Genomic DNA, 19437 nt, shown 5'->3' on the forward strand with positions numbered 1-19437 from the left:
GGGTTCGCCGTTGGCTCACCCCAACCTACGTCGAGGTCAGGCAAGAGCGAGCACATCGCCCAGCAACGCCTGCGCCGTCACCTCCGGCCCCGCACCCGGCCCCTGGATCACCAGCGGCTGTGAGTGGTAGCGCGTGGTGGTGAGCGCGAACTGGTTGTCCGTGCCGTACAGCCGCGCGGCCGGATGCGTCGCCGGCACTTCGACCAGCCCCACCCGCGCCTTGCCGCGCTGATTGAGCCGCGCCAGGAAACGCAGCACGCCGCCACGCGCCTTCGCCTCGGCATGCCGGCGGGCGAGCGGTTCGTCGAGTTCTTCCAGGCGGGCGAGGAAGGTGTCGGTGTCGACCTTGCGCAGCGCCTCGGGCACCAGGCTTTCGACGTCCACTTCGTCGGTGCCCAGCGCAAAACCGGCATTGCGAGCGATGATCAGCAGCTTGCGCGCCACGTCTTCGCCGGACAGGTCGGAACGCGGATCGGGTTCGGTATAGCCCAGCTTGCGTGCCTCGCGCAGCAGCGCGGAGAACGGCTGGCTGCCGTCGTACTGGTTGAACAGGTAGGACAGCGAACCGGAGAACACGCCTTCCAGCGTGAGCAGCGCATCGCCGCAGCCGCGCAGGCGGCGCAGGGTGGACAGCACCGGCAGGCCGGCGCCCACCGTGGCGGAATCGCCATAGCGGCCGCCTTCGGCCACCGCCGCCTGCAGCGCGCGCCAGCCCGGCAGCTCGCCGCCGGCCAGCGCCTTGTTGGCGGTGACCACGTGATAGCCGCGCGCCAGCCAGTCGGCGTGGCGTGCGGCGAGGCTGGCGCTGGCGGTGGCGTCGATGATGACTTTCACCGCCGCGCCGCTGGCGTCGAGCGCGCGCAGCAGGGCTGCGTCGTCGCGCGGGTCGCCATGGCTCTTGAGCTTCTCGCGCAGGGCGCGGTCGGCCAGTTGCTGGGGATCGGTCTGCTGGCGGCGCGAGTTCGCCGCGGCCACCAGCTGCAGCGAGGCAGCGGCCGGCGTATTGAGCAGCTTGAGCAGCGCGCCACCGACCACGCCGGTGCCGAGCAGCACGATGGCCGTGCCGCTGGCGGCAGCGGCCGGCCTGGCCGTCTGGACGTCCGCTTCCGCCAGCACCGCGCTCATGCGTTCACCCGGCGTTTGTTGGCCAGCGAAGCGAAGGCGCGGCCCAGGGCGGCGTCGATGTCGCGCACCAGGTCGTCGCCGTCCTCGATGCCCACCGAGATGCGCAGCAGGCTGTCGGCGATGCCGGCGGTGCGGCGCGCTTCCGGCGCCATCGAGGCATGGGTCATGGAGGCCGGGTGCGCGATCAGGCTTTCCACGCCGCCCAGCGATTCGGCCAGCGAGAAATACTGCAGCTCGTTGACGAAGGCTTCGATCTGCGCCACCTCGCCTTCCAGCTCGAAGCTCAGCATGGCGCCGAAGCCGACCTGCTGGCGCGCGGCCAGGGCGTGGCCGGGGTGGCTGTCCAGGCCCGGGTAGTAGACCTTGCGCACGGCGGCGTGGCCGTCGAGCAGGTCGGCGATGCGGTGTGCGTTTTCCTGGTGCTGGCGCAGGCGCACGCTCAGCGTGCGCAGGCCGCGCAGGGTGAGGAAGCTGTCGAACGGCGCGCCGGTGAGGCCATTGCAGTTGCCCCACCACTTCAGCTGGTCGGCCACCGCCTGGTCGCGCGCGATCACCGCGCCGCCCACCACGTCGCTGTGACCGTTGATGTACTTGGTGGTGGAATGCACCACCACGTCCGCGCCCAGCACCAGCGGCTGCTGCAGCGCGGGCGAGAGGAAGGTGTTGTCCACCACCACCAGCGCACCGGCAGCGTGCGCGGCCTGCGCCACGTGGCGGATGTCAGTGATGCGCAGCAGCGGATTGGACGGCGTCTCCACCCACACCAGCGAGGGCTTGCTGGCCAGGCCGGCGGCCAGCGCCACGCTGTCGGTGAGGTCGACGAAGTCGAGCGTGAAGCGGCCCTTCTTGGCCCAGGCGTCGAGCAGGCGCCAGGTGCCGCCGTAGCAGTCGTGCGCGGCCAGCACGCGGCCGCCCGCCGGCACCAGTTCCAGCGCCAGCGCCACCGCGGCCATGCCGCTGGCCGTCACCACCGCGCCCGCGCCCTGTTCCAGTTCGGCCAGCGCATTGCCGAGCAGATCGCGCGTGGGGTTGCCGCTGCGCGAGTAGTCGTAGGCGCGCTTGCCGCCCAGGCCTTCGAAGGCGTAGTTGGTCGACAGGTGCAGCGGCGGCACCACCGCGCCGTGCTGGGTGTCGGACTCGATGCCGGCGCGCACCGCGCAGGTGCTGGTGCTACAGGGGGCGGTGGTGTCGCTCATGGTGATCTCCGTTTCTTGTTTGCTGGTGCGCAAAAGCGTGGGGACGAATGGGTTCAGGCCAGCGCTTCGCGCAGCAGCGGCGCGAGGCGATGGGTTTCCTTGAGAAAGGCGTCGTGGCCGTACGGCGACTCGAGCACTTCGAGCGTGGCCGGGCCATGCAGGCGGCGCTGCAGTTCGCACAGGTCGGACAGCGGCACCAGGCGGTCGGACGGGAAGCCGATCAGCGTGGCGGGCGCGGCGATGCGCTCCGGCGTCACGTCGTGCAGGTCGATCGATTCGGACAGGGCGAGGAAGCGCTCCACGTCGAAACGCTCGACGAAGCGGCGGCCCTGGTGCACCAGGTAGTCCTCGACCGGGAAATGGAAGCGCCCTTCGCGGAATTCCGGCGCGGCGGTGAAACGGCGCGAGAACTCCTCGCTGCCGCGGTAAGTGGTCATGGCCAGCTGGCGCGCCAGCGACAGCGCCTGCTCCGGCTGCCCGGTCTCCAGGCCCAGCCGCACGATGCCGCGCTGCACGGCGCGCTGCGCGGTGGCCAGCGGATGCGGGCGGTGCGCGCCGGCCAGCAGCACCAGGCGGTCCAGCGCATAGGGGTGGCGCGCGGCGAAGGCCAGGCCGGCCATGGCGCCGTAGGAAGAACCGATGAAGGCATGCACGCGCACGATGCCCAGCGCCTCGACCAGGGCGGCCAGCGCGTCGGCCTGGTCTTCGCTGGAGACGGCGGTGGCGCCGTCGAGTTCGGCCGGGGTCAGCCAGTCGATGCACAGCACGCGGTAGCGGTCGAGGTCAATCGGGCGGCCGGCGCCGACGGCTTCCTGCCACCAGCCGGGGGTGGCTTCGTCATCCAGCGCCACCACTTCGCGGTTGGCGGAAATGCCGCCCTGCACGATCACGGTGGGCGCGTCCGGCGCGCCGCACCACAGGTAGCGCACGTCGACTTCGCAGGGGCGGCTGCCGTACTTGGGCGAGAGACGGATGCGGCGGGAGCTGCGCTGCGTCGTGAGATCCGCGCGGACAACGCCCGCCTGGATACAGGAGGCTGCGGCGCTGGTGACGGGCTGGGGCTGGCTGGACATCTCGCTCTCCGGTTCGGGCATCGCCCTGCGGATCGGAGAGAGGTCGCCACGCGGCCGGCATGAGTGCCGGCACGAAGCTCGCCCATCTCTCGGCGGCGCCTGATTGCGCCTCCGCAGGAGTTGGCACCGTGGCGGGAAATCCCGCAGGTTGCCCCGGCTTCAAAGGGCCTGTCCCTCAGCCGGTCTCGATGAGTGATGCGGACTGTATCGGCGCCCGCGCGGCGCTGTCAATAGTTTGGCCGTCTAAACGTCTACACGCCCAATCGTTTCAAGATTATTCGCACAACGCCCGCCAAGCCGCGCCAGGCAAGGCGCCAGCCGCCCTGCGGCAGGCCGCGCGCCGGCCATGTGCCGCGCCCGCGTCGGCGCTATGCTTGGCCGCTTTCCCACTCCCCCGGGACGCCCATGACCGCCCCCGAACACCAGGCCACGTCCGCCCCGGCCCTGCGCGAGCTGCTCCAGCGCGACGGCTTCGCCTTCGCCACCCACCTGGCGATGGAGCACCTGCTGGAAGAAGGCTCCCGGCAGGCGATGGCGGACTGGGCGGCATTCGCCGGCAGCTGGAACGAGTTGGGCCCGGACGATTACCTGGCCGCCAAGGGCCGCCACCGGCGCCGCCGCCATGCGGTGTTCGCGGCCGGCGCGGCGGGCCCGTTCGAGCTGCGCCTGCAGCAGCCGCACTACCAGAGCCTGGACTACAACAACCTGCAGGGCGGCATCGAACGCTGGTTCGAGCCGGTGCGCCCGGCCATCGCCGAAGGCGCCAGCCTGCAGCGCATCCTGGGTTTCGCCCGCGATTTCTTCGGCGCACTGGCGCCGCAGGTGGCGCAGTGGCACATCGAGGTGCACCAGTTCCGCATCGAGGCCCGCGCCGGGCTGGCCGGCGAGCCCACGCCCGAGGGCGTGCACCGCGACGGGGTGGATTACGTGCTGGTGCTCCTGGTGGACCGCGAGAACATCGAAAGCGGCACCACCACCATCCATACCGCCGACGGCAGCCTGCTGGGCAGCTTCACCCTCACCCACCCGCTGGATGCGGCGCTGGTGGACGATGCGCGGGTGTTCCACGGGGTGACGCCGGTGATGCCGCGCGACCCCGGCCGGGCCGCGCACCGCGACGTGCTGGTGGTGACCTTCCGCAAGGCCTGAGCCGGGGTGCGCCTGCGGCTCACCGCCACCTACAATGCAGGTTCAACCAAGGAGCCGCCGTGTCCATTGCCGCCCAAATCGTCATCGCCCTGGTCGCCGTGCTGCACGTATGGTTCCTGGTGCTGGAAATGTTCCTGTGGGATAAGCCGGCCGGCCGCAGGGCCTTCGGCACCACCGCGGAATTCGCCGCGCAGTCGAAGGTGCTGGCGGCGAACCAGGGCCTGTACAACGGCTTTCTCAGCGCCGGCCTGCTGTGGTCGCTGTGGCTGGGCACGGACGGCCTCGCCGTAGCGCGCTTCTTCCTCGGCTGCGTGCTGGTGGCCGGGCTCTACGGCGGCTTTACCGCCTCGCGCCGCATCCTGCTGTTCCAGGCCGTGCCGGCGGCGCTGGGCCTGATCCTGCTGTGGATCTGAGCGCCATGACCGCGACCCCGCGCGAAGCCGTCGGCGCCCCCTACGACCCCGCCCTGATGCTGCGCGCCCGCGAGCGCAGCTGGGCCGTGCTGCAGGGCATCCGCGAGCGCATGCGCCCGGGCATCAGCGAGGAGGAAGCCCGGGCCGAGGCAGCCGAGGTGTTCCGCGCCCATGGAATGGAGCGGCTGTGGCACCCGGTGGTGATCCGCATCGGCGCCAACACCCTCAAGACCTTCCGCGAAGCCTCCGACCCCGCCCTGCGCCTGGGCGTGGACGACATCTATTTCATCGACCTCGGCCTGGTCTTCGACGGCCACGAGGGCGACGTCGGCGACACCTTCACCACCGGCGCCGACCCGGCCAGGCACGCCTGCGCCGAGGCCGCCCGTACCCTGTTCGACGAAGTGGCCGCGGCCTGGCGTACCCAGGGCCTGAGCGGCGAAGCGCTGTACGCCTTCGCCGCCGAGCGGGCCGAAGCGATGGGCTGGCGCCTCAACCACGCCATCAAGGGCCACCGCGTGGGCGATTTCCCCCATGCCATCCACAAGGCCGGCGACCTGGGCACGCTGGAGCAGGCCCCGTCCAGCGGCCTGTGGATCCTGGAGATCCAGATCGCCCACCCCAGCGAGTCCTACGGCGCCTTCTACGAGGACCTGCTGGTCGAGTAGGCTGGGCCGTCCGAATCTCGGGAGCCAGCGCGATGGCGGTCGAGTTCCTGCCCCTGGATGGGGGTTGCACCTGCGGCGAAGTCCGCTACCGCCTAGCCAGCGGCCCGCTGATCGTGCACTGCTGCCACTGCCGCTGGTGCCAGCGCGAAAGCGGCTCGGCCTTCGCCCTCAACGCCATGATCGAAACCGACCGCCTGCGCCTGCTGCGCGGCCGCCCGCTGGTCGAAACCATCCCCAGCTTCAGCGGCAAGGGCCAGCAGGTGGCCCGCTGCCCGGACTGCATGGTCGCCCTGTGGAGCCACTACGCCGGCGGCGGCGCCACCTTCGCCTACGTGCGCGTAGGCACCCTGGACGACCCGGACCGCCTGCCGCCGGACATCCACGTCTTCACCGCCAGCAAGCAGCCTTGGGTGGTGATTCCCGAGGGCGCCCGGGCGGTGCCGGAGTTCTACCGGCGCAGCGAGGTGTGGACGGCGGAGAGCCTGGAGCGGCGGCGGGTGGCGCTGGAAGGACCTCCGGCGACGTGAAACATCGTATTGCGCCGCCAACTACGGCACTTCAGTATCGATTTCATGCATACCAAACCCAGCACCCCACTTGAGTATCCGACGTCCGAGACGCTCAGCGAATTTGCTGATTTCGAGCAGCTTCAACGACGCACGGCCCTACTGGATGGCATCACCAAGGGCGAGCGGGCATACGAGGAAGGCCGCAACCTGCCTCAACCGCTGGCTAGAGCACGTATGGCGCGTTGGCTGAAATAAGTCCCGCTCCCTGGCTTTTCCACAAAGCCCAGAGCACGGCCAGACCACTGGTATCATTAGTGGTTTCGCATCTCCAGCCGCCCCGCCATGTACACCCACCTCGACGAAACCCTCCGCCGCCGCACCTTCGCCATCGTCAGCCACCCTGACGCCGGCAAGACCACGCTCACGGAAAAGCTGCTGCTGTTCGGCGGCGCCATCCAGATGGCCGGCTCGGTGAAGGGGCGCAAGGCTGCGCGCCATGCCACCTCGGACTGGATGGCGCTGGAAAAGGAGCGCGGCATCTCGGTCACCTCGTCGGTGATGCAGTTCCCGTACGAGGGCAAGATCGTCAACCTGCTCGACACCCCGGGCCACGCGGACTTCTCGGAAGACACCTACCGCGTGCTGACCGCGGTGGACTCCGCGCTGATGGTGATCGACTGCGCCAAGGGCGTGGAGGAGCGCACCATCAAGCTGATGGAGGTGTGCCGCCTGCGCGACACGCCGATCATGACCTTCATCAACAAGCTCGACCGCGAGGGCCGCTCGCCGATCGAGCTGCTGGACGAAGTGGAATCCGTGCTCGGCATCGCCTGCGCGCCGCTGACCTGGCCGATCGGCATGGGCAAGCGCCTGAAGGGCGTCTATCACATGCTGCTGGACGAAGTGCATGTGTTCGAGCCGGGCAAGAACTTCACGCGGCAGGATTCGACCATCTTCAAGGGCCTCGACGCGCCCGGCCTCGAAGCCGCGATCGGCACCGAAGCGATGAAGGAACTGCGCGACGAACTGGAACTGGTGCAGGGCGCCTCGCATCCGTTCGACCTGCAGCAATACCTGGATGGCAAGCTCACCCCGGTGTTCTTCGGCTCGGCGGTGAACAACTTCGGCGTGCAGCTGCTGCTGGACTTCTTCGTCGAGCACGCACCCTCGCCCAAGCCGCGCTCCACCCTGGGCCGCGAGATCGAGCCGACCGAGGAAAAACTCACCGGCTTCGTGTTCAAGATCCAGGCGAACATGGACCCGGCACACCGCGACCGCGTGGCCTTCATGCGCGTGTGCTCCGGCACCTATACCGCCGGCATGAAGATGATCCAGACCCGCACCGGCAAGGAAGTACGCATCGCCAATGCGCTCACCTTCATGGCCAGCGACCGCGAGATCGTCGAAAGCGCCTTCCCCGGCGACGTGATCGGCCTGCACAACCACGGCACCATCAGCATCGGCGACACCTTCAGCGAGGGCGAGCCGGTGTCCTTCACCGGCATCCCCAACTTCGCGCCGGAACTGTTCCGCCGCGCGCGCCTGCGCGATCCGCTGAAGATGAAGGCGCTGCAGAAGGGCCTGGCGCAGCTGTCCGAAGAAGGCGCCACGCAGTTCTTCCGCCCGCTGATGAGCAACGACCTGGTGCTGGGCGCCGTCGGCGTGCTGCAGTTCGACGTGGTGGCGTATCGCCTGAAGGACGAGTACAGCGTCGACGCCGCGTTCGAGACGGTGGGCGTGGTCACCGCCCGCTGGGTGCACTGCAGCGATGAAAAGAAGCTGGAAGAATTCCGCGAGAAGAACGCCATGAACCTGGCGGTGGACGCGGCCGGCGAGCTGGTTTACCTGGCGCCGTCGCGGGTCAACCTGCAGCTGGCGCAGGAGCGCTGGCCGCAGGTACGCTTCTCGGCCACGCGCGAGCACGCCGCCTCCGTCGACGTCTGATTCTCCAAGGAACGCATGGACGCTAACTCCCAGCTGGCCTTCGTCACCCCCGCCCACGCCACCGTCTGGCAACGCCGGCTGGTGTTCTCGCCGCTGGGGCGCATCGTCAACTTCGTGGTGACGATGATCGCCGCGGGCTTCTTGATCGGCACGGTGTTCCATGTGCTGGGCTGGAACGCCAAGAATGCCGATCCGCTGCTGTTCGCCGTGGCGCAGATGATCGAACGGCTGGTACCGGCCCTGCTCGCCTACGTGGTCCTGGTGCGCGGCGTGGAGCGCCGGCCTGTCGCCGAGCTGTCGCTGCGCCGCCTGCCCGCACAGGGCGGCTTCGGCCTGGCCATCGGCATCGGCCTGATGAGCCTCACCGTGGCCGTACTGTGGCTGCTGGGCAGCTACCACGTGCTGCACACCAACCCCGCTGCCGACTGGGCGCCGGCCGTGCTGGTGGTGGGTATCGGCGCCGGGCTGGGCGAGGAGATCCTGTTCCGCGGCGTGCTGTTCCGCATCGTCGAGGAAGGGCTGGGCACCTGGTGGTCGCTGGCCATTTCGGCGCTGTTCTTCGGCGCCGTGCATCTGAACAACCCCGGCGCCACGCTGTGGAGCTCGCTCTCGATCGCGATCGAGGCCGGCATCCTGCTGGGCCTGCTCTATCACGTAACCCGCTCGCTATGGATCTGCGCGGGCATGCATCTGGCCTGGAACGTGCTGCAGGGCACCGTCTTCGGCATCGCCGTTTCCGGCCTGCCGCCGGACGGCTTCCTGGTCGCGAAGATGACCGGCCCGAGCTGGCTCAGCGGCGGCGACTTCGGCGCCGAGGCCTCGGTGGTCGCCCTGCTGGTGTGCACCACGCTCAGCGGCGTGCTGCTGGCGATCGCACTGCGCCGCGGCTCGATCGTGCCGCCGGCATGGCGGCGGCGCGCTTCCGCCGTACCAACCACACCGGGCTGACGCCCGCTGCGCTACCCTGCGCCGAACGCCTGGCAGAAGGCTGTGCGCCGGGCCATCGATACAGGGAACCCGCATGGCCACCACCGCCCCCCGCCAGTATTCCTGGCTCGCGCACCAGCCGATCCAGCGCAAGATCCTCCTGGCCATCGGCAGCCTCACCCTGCTGTTCGTGATCAGCGGCTCGGTCACCCTGCTCTCGCTGTCGCGGCAGGACGAGAGCTGGCAGTGGTCGCGCCATACTTATGAAGTGCGCCAGGCGCTGGACGACATCATCGAAGGCCTGCAGGACAGCCAGGCCGCCGTGCGCGGCTACCTGCTCACCCAGAGCGCCAAGGAACTGGCCGCCTTCCAGAACGGCAACCGCCGCTGGCAGGTCGGCATCGATACGGTGCGCAAGCTCACCGCCGACAACCCGCTGCAGCAGACCCGCCTGGACCGCGTGCAGGCAATGACCACGCAGTGGGAACAGGAAGCGCAGCGCAACGGCATCGAAGCAGTGAACGCGATCAAGGTCTCCGGCGACGCCGAGGTGGCGCTGCTGCGTTCGCGCGCCCAGGCCACCTACATGGAACACCGCACGGTCACCGGCAACGACGTGGTCGGCCTGATCAACCAGATGGACGCCACCGAAGCCGCCCTGCTCAGCCAGCGCGAAATCGCGCAGCGCCGCGACGAGGTGATCGTGCGCGCGGTGACCTGGGCCGGCATGCTGATCACCGTGCTGTTCGGCCTGGCCGTGGTGCGGCTCACCTACCGCCTGATCACGCGGCCGATCCGCCGCATGACCGACCTGATGACGCGCCTGGCCCAGCACGACCACACGGTGGAGATCCGCCAGACCGAACGCCGCGACGAGATCGGCGAGATCGCGCGCGCCCTGCTGGTGTTCAAGCAGATGGCGATCGAGACGGCGGCGCAGACCTGGGTCAAGGGCAATGTCTCCGACATCTCCGGCGAGCTGCAGAAGGTTTCCGACCAGCGCGAATTCGGCGACCGCCTCACCGGCACCCTGGTGCCGCTGCTGGAAGCGGGCGTGGGCGTGTTCTACGGCTTCGACGAGGAGCACGGCAGCCTCGAACTGCAAGGCAGCTACGGCTACCGCGAGCGCCGCCATCTGAGCACGCGCTATGCGCTCGGCGAAGGCCTGGTCGGCCAATGCGCACTGGAGCGCAAGCCGATCACCCTGCAGGACGTACCGGCCGACTACGTGCGCATCCATTCCGCCACCGGCGAGGCCTCGCCGTCGAGCATCAGCGTGCTGCCGCTGCTGTCGCGCGACAAGCTGATGGGCGTGCTGGAGCTGGCCAGCTTCAAGCACCTGAGCTACGCGCAGGAAAACCTGCTCGACGAACTGCTGCCGATCGCCGCGCTGTCGCTGGAAAACCTCGGCCGCGCCCTGCGCACCAAGGACCTGCTCAACCGCACGCGCGAACAGGCCGACGAGCTGCGCGCCTCCGAGGAAACGCTGCGCAACCAGCAGCACGAGCTGCAGGCCAGCAACGAAGAGCTCAGCCTGAAGACGCACGAGCTGCAGGAGCAGTCGCAGCGCCTGCTGGCCTCCGAGGAAGAACTGCGCGTGCAGACCGAAGAGCTGCAGGCCAGCAACGAGGAGCTGCGCCAGAAAAGCGAGACGCTCAACCAGCAGAAGCACATGCTGGAAGCGCTGCAGCACGAGACGCAGGAGAAAGCCGACGAGCTGGCCCGCGCCAGCCAGTACAAGTCGGAGTTCCTCGCCAACATGTCGCACGAGCTGCGCACGCCGCTGAACAGCCTGCTGATCCTGTCGCGCAGCCTGGCGGAGAACCGCGAAGGCAACCTCGACGGCGAGCAGGTGGAATCGGCGCGCATCATCCACGACTCCGGCAGCAACCTGCTGCGCCTGATCAACGACATCCTGGATCTGTCCAAAGTCGAAGCCGGCAAGATGGAACTGGTGCTGGCCGAGCTGCCGCTGGCCGACCTGGAGCGCACGCTCAAGCGCACCTTCAACCACGTGGCGCAGGAAAAAGGCCTGGAGTTCCGCGTGGAGATCGAAGCCGGCGTGCCGGCCGGCATCTTTACCGACGCCGCCAAACTCGAACAGGTGGCCAACAACCTGGTGGGCAACGCGTTCAAGTTCACCCACCAGGGCGGCGTCACCGTGCGCATCGCGCGGCCGCCGTCCGGCCTGGCGCTGCCGGCTTCGCTGCAGGGCAAGCCGGCCATCGCCATCGCCGTGCACGACACCGGCATCGGCATCCCGCGCGCCAAGGCCGAGCGCGTGTTCAACGCCTTCGAACAGGTCGACGCCAGCACCAGCCGCCAGTACGGCGGCACCGGCCTGGGCCTGGCGATTTCGCGGCGGCTGGTGGAACTGCTCGGCGGCGACATCGTGCTGGACAGCGAGGAAGGCCGCGGCAGCATCTTCACCATGCTGCTGCCCGAGCGCGCGGACGGCACCGCCGCACCCGCGCCGACCCCGGGCGCCGCGGCCGAACCGCGCCCCGCGCCGGTAAGCGCGCTGCTGCCGGAAAGCATCGAGGACGACCGCGACACGCTGGCCGAGGGCGACACCGCCATCCTCATCGTGGAGGACGACCCGGTGTTCGCGCGCATCCTCGCCGACATGGTCCGCCGCAAGGGCTACCGCGCGCTGGCCGCGGCCGACGGCGAGTCCGGCCTGCAGCTGGCGCAGCGCTTCCGCCCCACCGGCATCCTGCTCGACGTGATGCTGCCGGGCATGGACGGCTGGACGGTGATCGCGCGGCTGAAGGAAAACGCGGTCACGCGGCATATCCCCGTGCACTTCATTTCCGCGGTGGACGACGCCAGCCGCGGACGCGAGCTGGGCGCGGTGGGCTTCCTCACCAAGCCGGTGAGCCGCGAATCGATCGACGGTGCCTTCGAGCGCATGCTGCATTTCGCCGAAGGCCAGGCGCGCCGCCTGCTGATCGTCGACGACGACGCCGATTCGCGCGCCGCCATGCGCACCCTGCTGCGCGGCGACGACGTCACCATCGACGAGGCCGCCAGCGGCGAGGAAGCCTTGCAGCGCACCGGCGAGGCCGAGTACGACTGCATCGTGCTGGACCTGGGCCTGCCCGGCATGTCCGGCATGGAATTCCTCGAACGCATGGGCAACGGCGGCAAGGTGCCGCCGGTGGTGATCTATTCCGGCCGCGAGCTCAGCCGCGAGGAAAGCCTGAAGCTGCGCCAGTACACCGACAGCATCGTGATCAAGGGCGCGCGCTCGCCGGAGCGCCTGATGGACGAGGTCAGCCTGTTCCTGCACAGCATCCGCGGCGGCCACGCGCGCGCGGCGGCGCCGGCCGCCGCACCCGCGCACGCGCCGGCCGTCAACGGCATGCCCAGCGAACTGAGCGGGCGCAAGGTGCTGCTGGTGGACGACGACATGCGCAACCTGTTCGCGCTGTCCAAGGTGCTGCGCGGCTGGGGCATGCAGGTGAACATGGCGCAGGACGGCCAGAAGGCGCTGAAGGCGCTGGACGAGCAGAGCGGCGTCGAAGTGGTGCTGATGGACATCATGATGCCGGTGATGGACGGCTACGACACCATCCGCGAGATCCGCGCGCAGCAGCGCTTCGCCAAGCTGCCGATCATCGCGCTCACCGCCAAGGCCATGCGCGGCGACCGCGAGAAATGCCTGGAAGCCGGCGCCAACGACTATCTGTCCAAGCCGATCGACATCGACAAGCTGTCGTCGATGCTGCGCGTGTGGCTGCACCGATGAAGGAGCGCGGCGCCGGCAGGACGGACGGCGAACTCGAGGACATCGAGGTCGAACTGTTCGTGCGCGCGCTGCAGGCGCGCCACGGCTACGACTTCAGCCAGTACGCGCCGGCCTCGCTCAAGCGGCGCGTGCAGCAGCTGGTGATCGCGCACCATACCGACACCATCAGCGCGCTCACCGGCCGCCTGCTGCACGAGCCGGCGTTCCTGGCGCCGGTGCTGGAAGGCCTGTCGGTGCCAGTGTCGGAAATGTTCCGCGACCCGGAAGTATTCAGCGCGCTGCGCCAGCAGGTGCTGCCGATGCTGGCTTCGTATCCGCAGATCAATATCTGGCAGGCCGGCTGCGCGCACGGGCAGGAGGTCTATTCGCTGGCCATCCTGCTGGAAGAAGCCGGGCTGTACGACCGCACCCAGATCTACGCCACCGACTTCAACGAAGCCGCGCTGCGCCATGCGCAGGAAGGCATCTATCCGGCACGCGAGGCGCAGCTGTGGTCGCGCAACTATCTGGCGGCCGGCGGCAGCCATACGCTCGCCGACTACTACAGCGCACGCTACGAACTGCTGAAGCTGGACGGCAGCCTGCGCCGCAACGTGATCTTCGCCAACCACAACCTGGTCACCGACGAAGTGTTCTGCGAAGCGCACCTGGTGCTGTGCCGCAATGTGCTGATCTATTTCTCCGACCCGCTGCAGGACCGCACCCTGGGCCTGTTCCGCGACAGCCTGGTGCGCGGCGGCTTCCTCTGCCTGGGCACGCGCGAAAGCCTGGATTTCGCGCCCTCGGCCGCCGATTTCACGGCCGTGGACGCGGGCCTGCGCATCTACCGGCTCGGCGCCAAGGCGCCGCGGGCGGCCTGAGGTGGCGGTGCCGGAAGCCATCGCGATCGGATGCTCGGCCGGCGGCCTCACCGCGCTGGAGCGGCTGCTGGCGCAACTGGATCCGCGCCTGCCGCAGACCCTGCTGGTGTGCTGCCATACCGGCTCGGCCACGGTCGAGCTGATGTGCGAACTGCTGGCGCGGCATACCCGCCTGGCGGTGACCGAAGCACGCGAACGCGCACTGCCGCAGCCGGGCACGGTACACGTGGCGCCCAGCGGCTATCACCTGCTGCTGGAGCATGACCGCCGCTTCGCGCTCAGCGTGGACCCGCGCGTGAGCTACGCGCGTCCTTCGATCGACGTACTATTCGACTCCGCCGCCGAGGCGTATCGCGAACGCCTGGTTGGCGTGGTGCTCACCGGCGCCAACAGCGACGGCGCCGAAGGACTGGCGGCGATCCGCGCGCAGGGAGGCATCGCCATCGTGCAGGAGCCCGGCGACGCGGAAGTGCCGACCATGCCGCAGGCCGCGCTGGAGCGCGCCGGCGCCGACCATTGCCTGCCCCTGGCGGAGATTCCTTCGCTGCTCAACCGGCTCTGTCTCGCATGAATATCGCCCGCCCGAAAATCCTCGTCGTCGACGACACCCACGCCAACCTGGTGGCGATGCGCGTGCTGCTGGCCGATTGCGGCGCCGAGCTGCTGGAAGCGAGCAGCGGCAACCAGGCGCTGGCGATGTGCCTGGACCACGAGTTCGCGCTGATCCTGCTGGACGTGAACATGCCGGACATGGACGGCTTCGAGGTGGCCTCGCTGCTGGGCGAATCCGGCCAGCTGCAGGAGACGCCGATCATCTTCGTCACCGCGGCCTACGCCGACGACATCAACCGGCTCAAGGGCTACCGGTTCGGCGCGGTGGACTACATCGCCAAGCCGGTGAACGACGCCATCCTGCAGTCGAAGGTGCGCGTGTTCCTGGAGCTGTACGAAGCGCGCGCGCAGCTGCGCGCCACGCTGGACGAGCTGTCCGAGCGCAACCGCCAGCTCGGCATCGAGATGGCCGAGCGCGAACGGGTGGAGGCGCAGATCCGCCACCAGGCCACCCACGACATGCTCACCGGCCTGCCCAACCGCGTGCTGTTCCACGACCGCCTGCGCACCGCCATGCAGCGCGCGCCGCGCCACGGCGTGGCGTTCGCGCTGGTGCTGCTGGACATCGACGGCTTCAAGGGCGTCAACGACGAACACGGGCATCCGGCCGGCGATGCGCTGCTGCGTGCGATCGCCGCGCGCCTGCATACGGCGCTGCGCGCGAACGACACCGTGGCGCGCCTGGGCGGCGACGAATTTGCGCTGATCCTGGAAGACGTGTCCGATGCCGCGGGGCTGCTGCACCGCTGCCAGGAGCTGGGCGGCGAACTGGCCGCGCCCTACCCGCTGGACGGCAGCCGCGGCCCCTTCGTGGCGCAGGTGAGCGCCAGCCAGGGCATCGCGCTGTGGAGCGGCGATGCGCGCAGCGACGAAGACCTGATCCAGGCCGCCGACCGCGCGCTGTACAAGGCCAAGGAAGACGGCAAGAACTGCTGCGTCATGGCTCCCTGAAAAACAGCGCCGTAGGTTGGGGTGAGCGCAGCGAACCCCAACAAGCCTCTCAGGCCATCGATACGTCCGATCTTCCGGTTACCACACTCGATGGCGTGGTAACCGGGGTGGTCTGTTGGGGTTCGCTGCGCTCACCCCAACCTACGCCTACGCCGCGTCGGCGAGCTTCTTGATCTCTTCCTTGGTCTTCGCCGCGCCCAGTTCCGACGGGTCGAAATCGTCGACCGAGATGAACTCGAACACGCCCTCGCGCACGCGCTTGAGCAAGGCCGCCTCGGCGCTGTCGATGATGCCGGCCTTCTCCGCCTCGGCCAGCTGGCCGAAGTAGTCGTGCGACTTGAACTGGCCGGCCTTCTGCGCCTTGAGGAACTTGCGCTCCACCGGCTCGGCGGCGATCACGTCCGGCAACAGCTCGTTCATGCGGCCGACCGTGTTGTTCGCCGTCGGGGTGAGGTAGACCCACTCCAGCAGGCGGTCGCGCGCTTCGCCGGGCGCGGTGATGATGGCGGCGACGCGGCGGCCCAGGCGGTCCGACGGCGGCACTTCGCGGCGGCCGAACGGGAACACCAGCACGCGCAGCAGCCAGGAGACCGGCCGCACCGGGAAGTTGCGGATCGCGCCGTCCAGCGCCATCTGCGTACGCCACATGCACTCGTGGAAGGCCCAGGCCAGCAGCGGACGGTCCGCCTCCGGACGGCCGGTGTCCTCGTAACGCTTGAGCATGGCGCTGGCGATGTACAGATAGCTCAGCACGTCGCCCAGGCGCGCCGACAGTTTTTCCTTGAACTTCAGCTTGCCGCCGAGCACGCCCATGAAGGTGTCCGCGCACAGCGCCAGCGCCGCCGAGTAGCGGTCGAGCTTGCGGTAGTAGCGGCGCGTGTAGGCGTCGCCCGCGGTCTCGCCGATGCGCGAACCGGTGATGCCGAAGGTGAAGGCGCGCACCGCATTGGAAATGCCGAAGCCGATATGGCTGAAGAGCAGGCGGTCGAAGGTCTTCAGGCGGTCGCCGTAGTCGGCGATCTGCAGCGCCTGCATTTCCTTCAGCACGTACGGATGGCAGCGGATCGCGCCCTGGCCGAAGATCATCAGGCTGCGCGTCATGATGTTCGCGCCTTCCACCGTGATGGCGATCGGCACGCCCTGCCAGGCACGGCCGGCGTAGTTCTTCGGGCCCAGCTGCACGGCCTTGCCGCCGTGCACGTCCATGGCGTCGCCGGCGATGATGCGGCCCCATTCCGTGGCGTGGTACTTGGCGATGGCCGACGGCACAGCCGGCTTCTCGCCGCGGTCCACCGCGGCGGCGGTGGCGCGCGACAGCGCCGCGGTGGCGTAGGTCAGGCCGCCGATGCGCGCGAGCGCTTCTTCCACGCCCTCAAAGCGCGCGATCGAAAGACCGAACTGCTTGCGCATGCGCGCATAGGCGCCGGTGGCGGCCACGGCGGAACGCACGCCGCCGGTGGCATTGGAAGGCAGCGAGATGGCGCGGCCCACCGACAGGCATTCCACCAGCATGCGCCAGCCGTGGCCGGCCATGCTCGGGCCGCCGATCAGCACCGACATCGGCACGAAGATGTCCTTGCCGTGCACCGGGCCGTTCTGGAACGGGATGTTGAGCGGGAAGTGGCGGCGGCCGATTTCCAGGCCCGCGGTGGAGCGCGGAATCAGCGCCAGGGTGATGCCGAGGTCGTCCTTGTCGCCCAGCAGCTTCTCCGGGTCGTACATGCGGAAGGCCAGGCCGACCACGGTGGCGATCGGCGCCAGCGTGATGTAGCGCTTGTCGAAGGTGAGGCGGATGCCGAGCGTCTCGACACCGTCCACCAGCTGCTTGCAGACGATGCCGAAGTCGGTGATCGAGGTGGCGTCGGAACCGGCATACGGGCCGGTAAGCGCGAAGCAGGGAATCTCCTCGCCCACCGCCAGGCGCGGCAGGTAGTAGTTCTTCTGCTCGTCGCTGCCGTAATGCAGCAGCAGCTCGGCCGGGCCGAGCGAGTTGGGCACGGCGACGGTGGATGCGACCGTGGCCGACATGGTCGCCAGCTTCTGCAGCACCGCCGAATGCGCCAGCGCGGAGAAGCCCAGGCCGCCGTACTGCTTCGGGATGATCATGCCGAAGAACTTGTGCTTCTTGATGAAGGCCCAGACTTCCGGCGGCAGGTCGGCCAGCTCGTGGGTGATCTGCCAGTCGTTGAGCATGCCGCACAGCTGCTCCACCGGGCCGTCCATATAAGCCTGTTCCTCGGTGCTCAGCTCCGGCTTGGGCTGCTTCATCAGCTCGTGCCAGTCCGGCTTGCCGGAGAACAGCTGGCCTTCGAAACCGACGGTGCCGGCTTCCAGCGCGGTCTGCTCGGTTTCCGACAGCTTCGGCGTGACCTTGGCGAACAGCTTCAGCAGCGGCGCGCTGATCTTCTTGCGGCGGAAGTCGATCATCAGCAGCGGCACCGCGACCAGCAGCTCGAGGATCAGCAGCACGACGGTGGTGACCGGCGCGCCGGCGATCAGGCCCACGACCAGGGTGGCGCCGACGGTGACGATCGCCCAGGTCCGCAGGCTGCTGCGATGGTAGGCACAGGCGCCGGTGGCGATGAGGGCCGCCAGCAGGGTGAGGATCACGGACATGAAAGCACCTCGTCGCGAATGGCGTTGTGGCGATGGACAGGCATGAGCATTACGTCAGTCAAGAAACCGCATCCGTGCGGGCGTTCAATGCGTTGCTTCACCGCCCAGAGTGCGCAGGAATCGTGCGATCTCACGGGTGAAAGCGTCGTTGGCGTCGCCCGCCACCATATGCGTGGCACGCGGCAGTTCCACGTGTTCGGCATGCGGGGCGAGGCGGAGGAATTCGTCCACGGTGTCGCGCGAGACCACGTCGCTGCGGCCGCCCGACAGCAGCAGCAGCGGCACGCGCACATTGGCCGCGGCGCTCATCAGGCGCGGCTGGTAGCGCTCGCTCTCGCGCACCAGGTCGCCGCCGAGCAGGGCCGGGTCCCAATGCCAGCGCAGGCGGCCGTCGGCGCCTTCGCGCAGCAGGGGGCGCAGTTGGTCTTCGCTCTTGCGGCCGGCGCGGTGCGGCAGGTAGGCCGCGATCTGTTCGGCCGCTTCGGCGTAGTCGGCGAAGCCTTCCGGATGCGCCTGCATGAAAGCCAGGATGCGTTCGACGCCGGCGGTTTCCCAGCGCGGGGTGATGTCCACCAGCACCAGGGCGCGGAACAGGCCGGGGTCGATCTCGCCGGCCACTACCAGGCCGAGCAGGCCGCCCATCGAGGCGCCGACCAGCACCGGCGGTTCCGGCTGGGCGCGGGCGAGCCCGACCAGGTCGGCCACGAACTGTTCCATGTGGTAGTCGCCGCCTGGCACCCGGCCGCTTTCGCCATGGCCGCGGCTGTCGAAAGTGACGCAGCGCAAGCCCTCGCCCGCCAGCGCGGCGGCGGTGGCGGTCCAGGCGTGGCGGGTCTGGCCGAAGCCGTGGGCGAACAGCAGGGCGGGACTGCCGTCGGGCTGGCGTACGTCCACCGCCAGGCGCACGCCATCGGCGGCGGTATAGGAATCGGACGAAACGGCAGCTGGCGCGACGGTAACCATACGGACGAGTATGGATTGCCGTCCGAGCCGCCGTCAACCATGGCCGTTCGGATTGCAAAGCCTAGGACTGGGGCTACCATGCTCGAATGAATGCGAGCGCCAAACCCGAACGTACCCGTCTTTCCGCCGAAGATTGGGAAGATGCCGCCCTCAAGCTGATTGCCGACCAGGGTGTCGGCGCCCTCGCCGTCGAGGCCCTGGCCCGCCAGCTCGGGGTGACCAAGGGCAGCTTCTACTGGCACTTCCGCACTCGCGAAGCCCTGCTGCAGGCCGCGCTGGAACGCTGGGAGCAGTACGGCGAGCGCGAGGTGATCAGCCAGATCGAGGCCATGCCCGACCCGCGCGCCCGCCTGCCGGAACTGTTCCGCCGGGTCGCCCACGAAATCGCCCCGCACCGCGTCTACGCCGCCCTGCTCAAGGCGCTGGACCACCCGCAGGTGGTGCCGGTGATGGCCCGCGTATCGCAGCGGCGCATGGAATTCCTCACCACGATCTACCGCGAAGCCGGCCTGGCCCCGGCCGAGGCGCTGAACCGCGCGCGCCTTACCTATGCGGCCTACGTGGGCTTCCTGCAGCTCAACTTCACGCTGGGTCTACCGCGCATCAGCCATGAAGACTTCGATGCCTACGTCGAGCACATGATCAAGACGCTCACGCCGGCCTGAAAGACCAGCCGCATC

The 19437-nt window shown here is 69.0% G+C and carries 17 protein-coding genes and 1 riboswitch; of the genes, 12 read left to right on the plus strand and 5 right to left on the minus strand.

Annotated features, from left to right (window positions below; all coding sequences use genetic code 11):
- Nucleotides 1-36: 36 nt before the first annotated feature.
- The 3 genes from KK141_RS01635 to KK141_RS01645 are packed head-to-tail and all read right to left on the minus strand — an operon-like array spanning nt 37 to nt 3394.
- The gene (locus KK141_RS01635; protein WP_214569730.1) at nt 37-1125 is read right to left on the minus strand and encodes a homoserine dehydrogenase; all 1089 of its coding nucleotides are present in this window, start codon (nt 1123-1125) and stop codon (nt 37-39) included.
- Complete coding sequence (gene metB, locus KK141_RS01640; protein ID WP_214569791.1) at nt 1122-2327, minus strand: cystathionine gamma-synthase; 1206 nt, start codon at nt 2325-2327, stop codon at nt 1122-1124. The genes KK141_RS01635 and metB overlap by 4 nt, the downstream gene beginning before the upstream one ends.
- Nucleotides 2328-2374: 47 nt before the next feature.
- Nucleotides 2375-3394, minus strand: coding sequence for a homoserine O-succinyltransferase (locus tag KK141_RS01645; protein WP_214569731.1), 1020 nt, complete (start codon nt 3392-3394; stop codon nt 2375-2377).
- 79 nt (nt 3395-3473) lie between these two features.
- Nucleotides 3474-3589, minus strand: a riboswitch (SAM riboswitch).
- 210 nt (nt 3590-3799) lie between these two features.
- On the opposite strand from KK141_RS01645, the gene KK141_RS01650 reads away from it, so the two are divergent.
- From KK141_RS01650 to KK141_RS01700, 11 genes are all read left to right on the plus strand, one after another.
- Nucleotides 3800-4543: a 2OG-Fe dioxygenase family protein gene (locus KK141_RS01650; protein ID WP_214569732.1), complete on the plus strand. Its 744-nt coding sequence runs from the start codon at nt 3800-3802 to the stop codon at nt 4541-4543.
- A 59-nt stretch (nt 4544-4602) separates the two neighbouring features.
- Nucleotides 4603-4956, plus strand: coding sequence for a DUF1304 domain-containing protein (locus KK141_RS01655; RefSeq protein WP_343820498.1), 354 nt, complete (start codon nt 4603-4605; stop codon nt 4954-4956).
- A gap of 5 nt (nt 4957-4961) precedes the next feature.
- Nucleotides 4962-5624 (plus strand): M24 family metallopeptidase, encoded by a 663-nt coding sequence (locus KK141_RS01660; RefSeq protein WP_214569733.1) that lies wholly within the window; start codon nt 4962-4964, stop codon nt 5622-5624.
- Nucleotides 5625-5656: 32 nt separating this feature from the next.
- Nucleotides 5657-6151 carry a GFA family protein gene (locus KK141_RS01665; RefSeq protein WP_214569734.1) on the plus strand — a complete coding sequence of 165 codons (495 nt, stop codon included), beginning with the start codon at nt 5657-5659 and terminating at the stop codon, nt 6149-6151.
- A 45-nt stretch (nt 6152-6196) separates the two neighbouring features.
- A complete protein-coding gene (locus tag KK141_RS01670) occupies nt 6197-6388 on the plus strand; it encodes a hypothetical protein (protein ID WP_214569735.1) in 192 nt (63 codons plus the stop codon).
- Between the two features lie 87 nt (nt 6389-6475).
- Nucleotides 6476-8077 carry a peptide chain release factor 3 gene (locus KK141_RS01675; protein WP_214569736.1) on the plus strand — a complete coding sequence of 534 codons (1602 nt, stop codon included), beginning with the start codon at nt 6476-6478 and terminating at the stop codon, nt 8075-8077.
- Nucleotides 8078-8092: 15 nt separating this feature from the next.
- The gene (locus KK141_RS01680; protein ID WP_214569737.1) at nt 8093-9025 is read left to right on the plus strand and encodes a type II CAAX endopeptidase family protein; all 933 of its coding nucleotides are present in this window, start codon (nt 8093-8095) and stop codon (nt 9023-9025) included.
- Nucleotides 9026-9098: 73 nt separating this feature from the next.
- On the plus strand, nt 9099-12755 hold the full coding sequence (locus KK141_RS01685; RefSeq protein WP_214569738.1) for a response regulator: 3657 nt from the start codon (nt 9099-9101) through the stop codon (nt 12753-12755).
- Nucleotides 12752-13615 carry a protein-glutamate O-methyltransferase CheR gene (locus KK141_RS01690; RefSeq protein ID WP_214569739.1) on the plus strand — a complete coding sequence of 288 codons (864 nt, stop codon included), beginning with the start codon at nt 12752-12754 and terminating at the stop codon, nt 13613-13615. Before KK141_RS01685 ends, KK141_RS01690 begins: the two co-directional genes overlap by 4 nt.
- A gap of 7 nt (nt 13616-13622) precedes the next feature.
- Complete coding sequence (locus tag KK141_RS01695; protein WP_345777551.1) at nt 13623-14186, plus strand: chemotaxis protein CheB; 564 nt, start codon at nt 13623-13625, stop codon at nt 14184-14186.
- Nucleotides 14183-15178 carry a diguanylate cyclase gene (locus tag KK141_RS01700; protein WP_214569741.1) on the plus strand — a complete coding sequence of 332 codons (996 nt, stop codon included), beginning with the start codon at nt 14183-14185 and terminating at the stop codon, nt 15176-15178. The genes KK141_RS01695 and KK141_RS01700 overlap by 4 nt, the downstream gene beginning before the upstream one ends.
- A 147-nt stretch (nt 15179-15325) precedes the next feature.
- Here KK141_RS01700 and KK141_RS01705 read toward each other — a convergent pair whose 3' ends face one another.
- Nucleotides 15326-17794, minus strand: a complete 2469-nt coding sequence (locus KK141_RS01705; protein ID WP_214569742.1) for an acyl-CoA dehydrogenase — start codon at nt 17792-17794, stop codon at nt 15326-15328.
- An 84-nt stretch (nt 17795-17878) separates the two neighbouring features.
- A complete protein-coding gene (locus KK141_RS01710; RefSeq protein ID WP_214569743.1) occupies nt 17879-18757 on the minus strand; it encodes an alpha/beta hydrolase in 879 nt (292 codons plus the stop codon).
- Nucleotides 18758-18843: 86 nt separating this feature from the next.
- On the opposite strand from KK141_RS01710, the gene KK141_RS01715 reads away from it, so the two are divergent.
- Complete coding sequence (locus KK141_RS01715; RefSeq protein WP_214569744.1) at nt 18844-19422, plus strand: TetR/AcrR family transcriptional regulator; 579 nt, start codon at nt 18844-18846, stop codon at nt 19420-19422.
- The last annotated feature ends 15 nt before the right edge of the window (nt 19423-19437 follow it).

This window comes from Dyella sp. LX-66 (assembly GCF_018599165.1).
Taxonomy (GTDB): domain Bacteria; phylum Pseudomonadota; class Gammaproteobacteria; order Xanthomonadales; family Rhodanobacteraceae; genus Dyella_D; species Dyella_D marensis.

Excerpts from the sequence above, each read along its gene's own strand:
- KK141_RS01635 (WP_214569730.1), bottom strand. The coding sequence starts at position 1,125 with ATGAGCGCGGTGCTGGCGGAAGCGGACGTCCAGACGGCCAGGCCGGCC.
- KK141_RS01645 (WP_214569731.1), bottom strand. The coding sequence starts at position 3,394 with ATGTCCAGCCAGCCCCAGCCCGTCACCAGCGCCGCAGCCTCCTGTATC.
- KK141_RS01650 (WP_214569732.1), top strand. The coding sequence starts at position 3,800 with ATGACCGCCCCCGAACACCAGGCCACGTCCGCCCCGGCCCTGCGCGAG.
- KK141_RS01660 (WP_214569733.1), top strand. The coding sequence starts at position 4,962 with ATGACCGCGACCCCGCGCGAAGCCGTCGGCGCCCCCTACGACCCCGCC.
- KK141_RS01665 (WP_214569734.1), top strand. The coding sequence starts at position 5,657 with ATGGCGGTCGAGTTCCTGCCCCTGGATGGGGGTTGCACCTGCGGCGAA.
- KK141_RS01670 (WP_214569735.1), top strand. The coding sequence starts at position 6,197 with ATGCATACCAAACCCAGCACCCCACTTGAGTATCCGACGTCCGAGACG.
- KK141_RS01675 (WP_214569736.1), top strand. The coding sequence starts at position 6,476 with ATGTACACCCACCTCGACGAAACCCTCCGCCGCCGCACCTTCGCCATC.
- KK141_RS01680 (WP_214569737.1), top strand. The coding sequence starts at position 8,093 with ATGGACGCTAACTCCCAGCTGGCCTTCGTCACCCCCGCCCACGCCACC.
- KK141_RS01685 (WP_214569738.1), top strand. The coding sequence starts at position 9,099 with ATGGCCACCACCGCCCCCCGCCAGTATTCCTGGCTCGCGCACCAGCCG.
- KK141_RS01690 (WP_214569739.1), top strand. The coding sequence starts at position 12,752 with ATGAAGGAGCGCGGCGCCGGCAGGACGGACGGCGAACTCGAGGACATC.
- KK141_RS01700 (WP_214569741.1), top strand. The coding sequence starts at position 14,183 with ATGAATATCGCCCGCCCGAAAATCCTCGTCGTCGACGACACCCACGCC.
- KK141_RS01705 (WP_214569742.1), bottom strand. The coding sequence starts at position 17,794 with ATGTCCGTGATCCTCACCCTGCTGGCGGCCCTCATCGCCACCGGCGCC.
- KK141_RS01710 (WP_214569743.1), bottom strand. The coding sequence starts at position 18,757 with ATGGTTACCGTCGCGCCAGCTGCCGTTTCGTCCGATTCCTATACCGCC.
- KK141_RS01715 (WP_214569744.1), top strand. The coding sequence starts at position 18,844 with ATGAATGCGAGCGCCAAACCCGAACGTACCCGTCTTTCCGCCGAAGAT.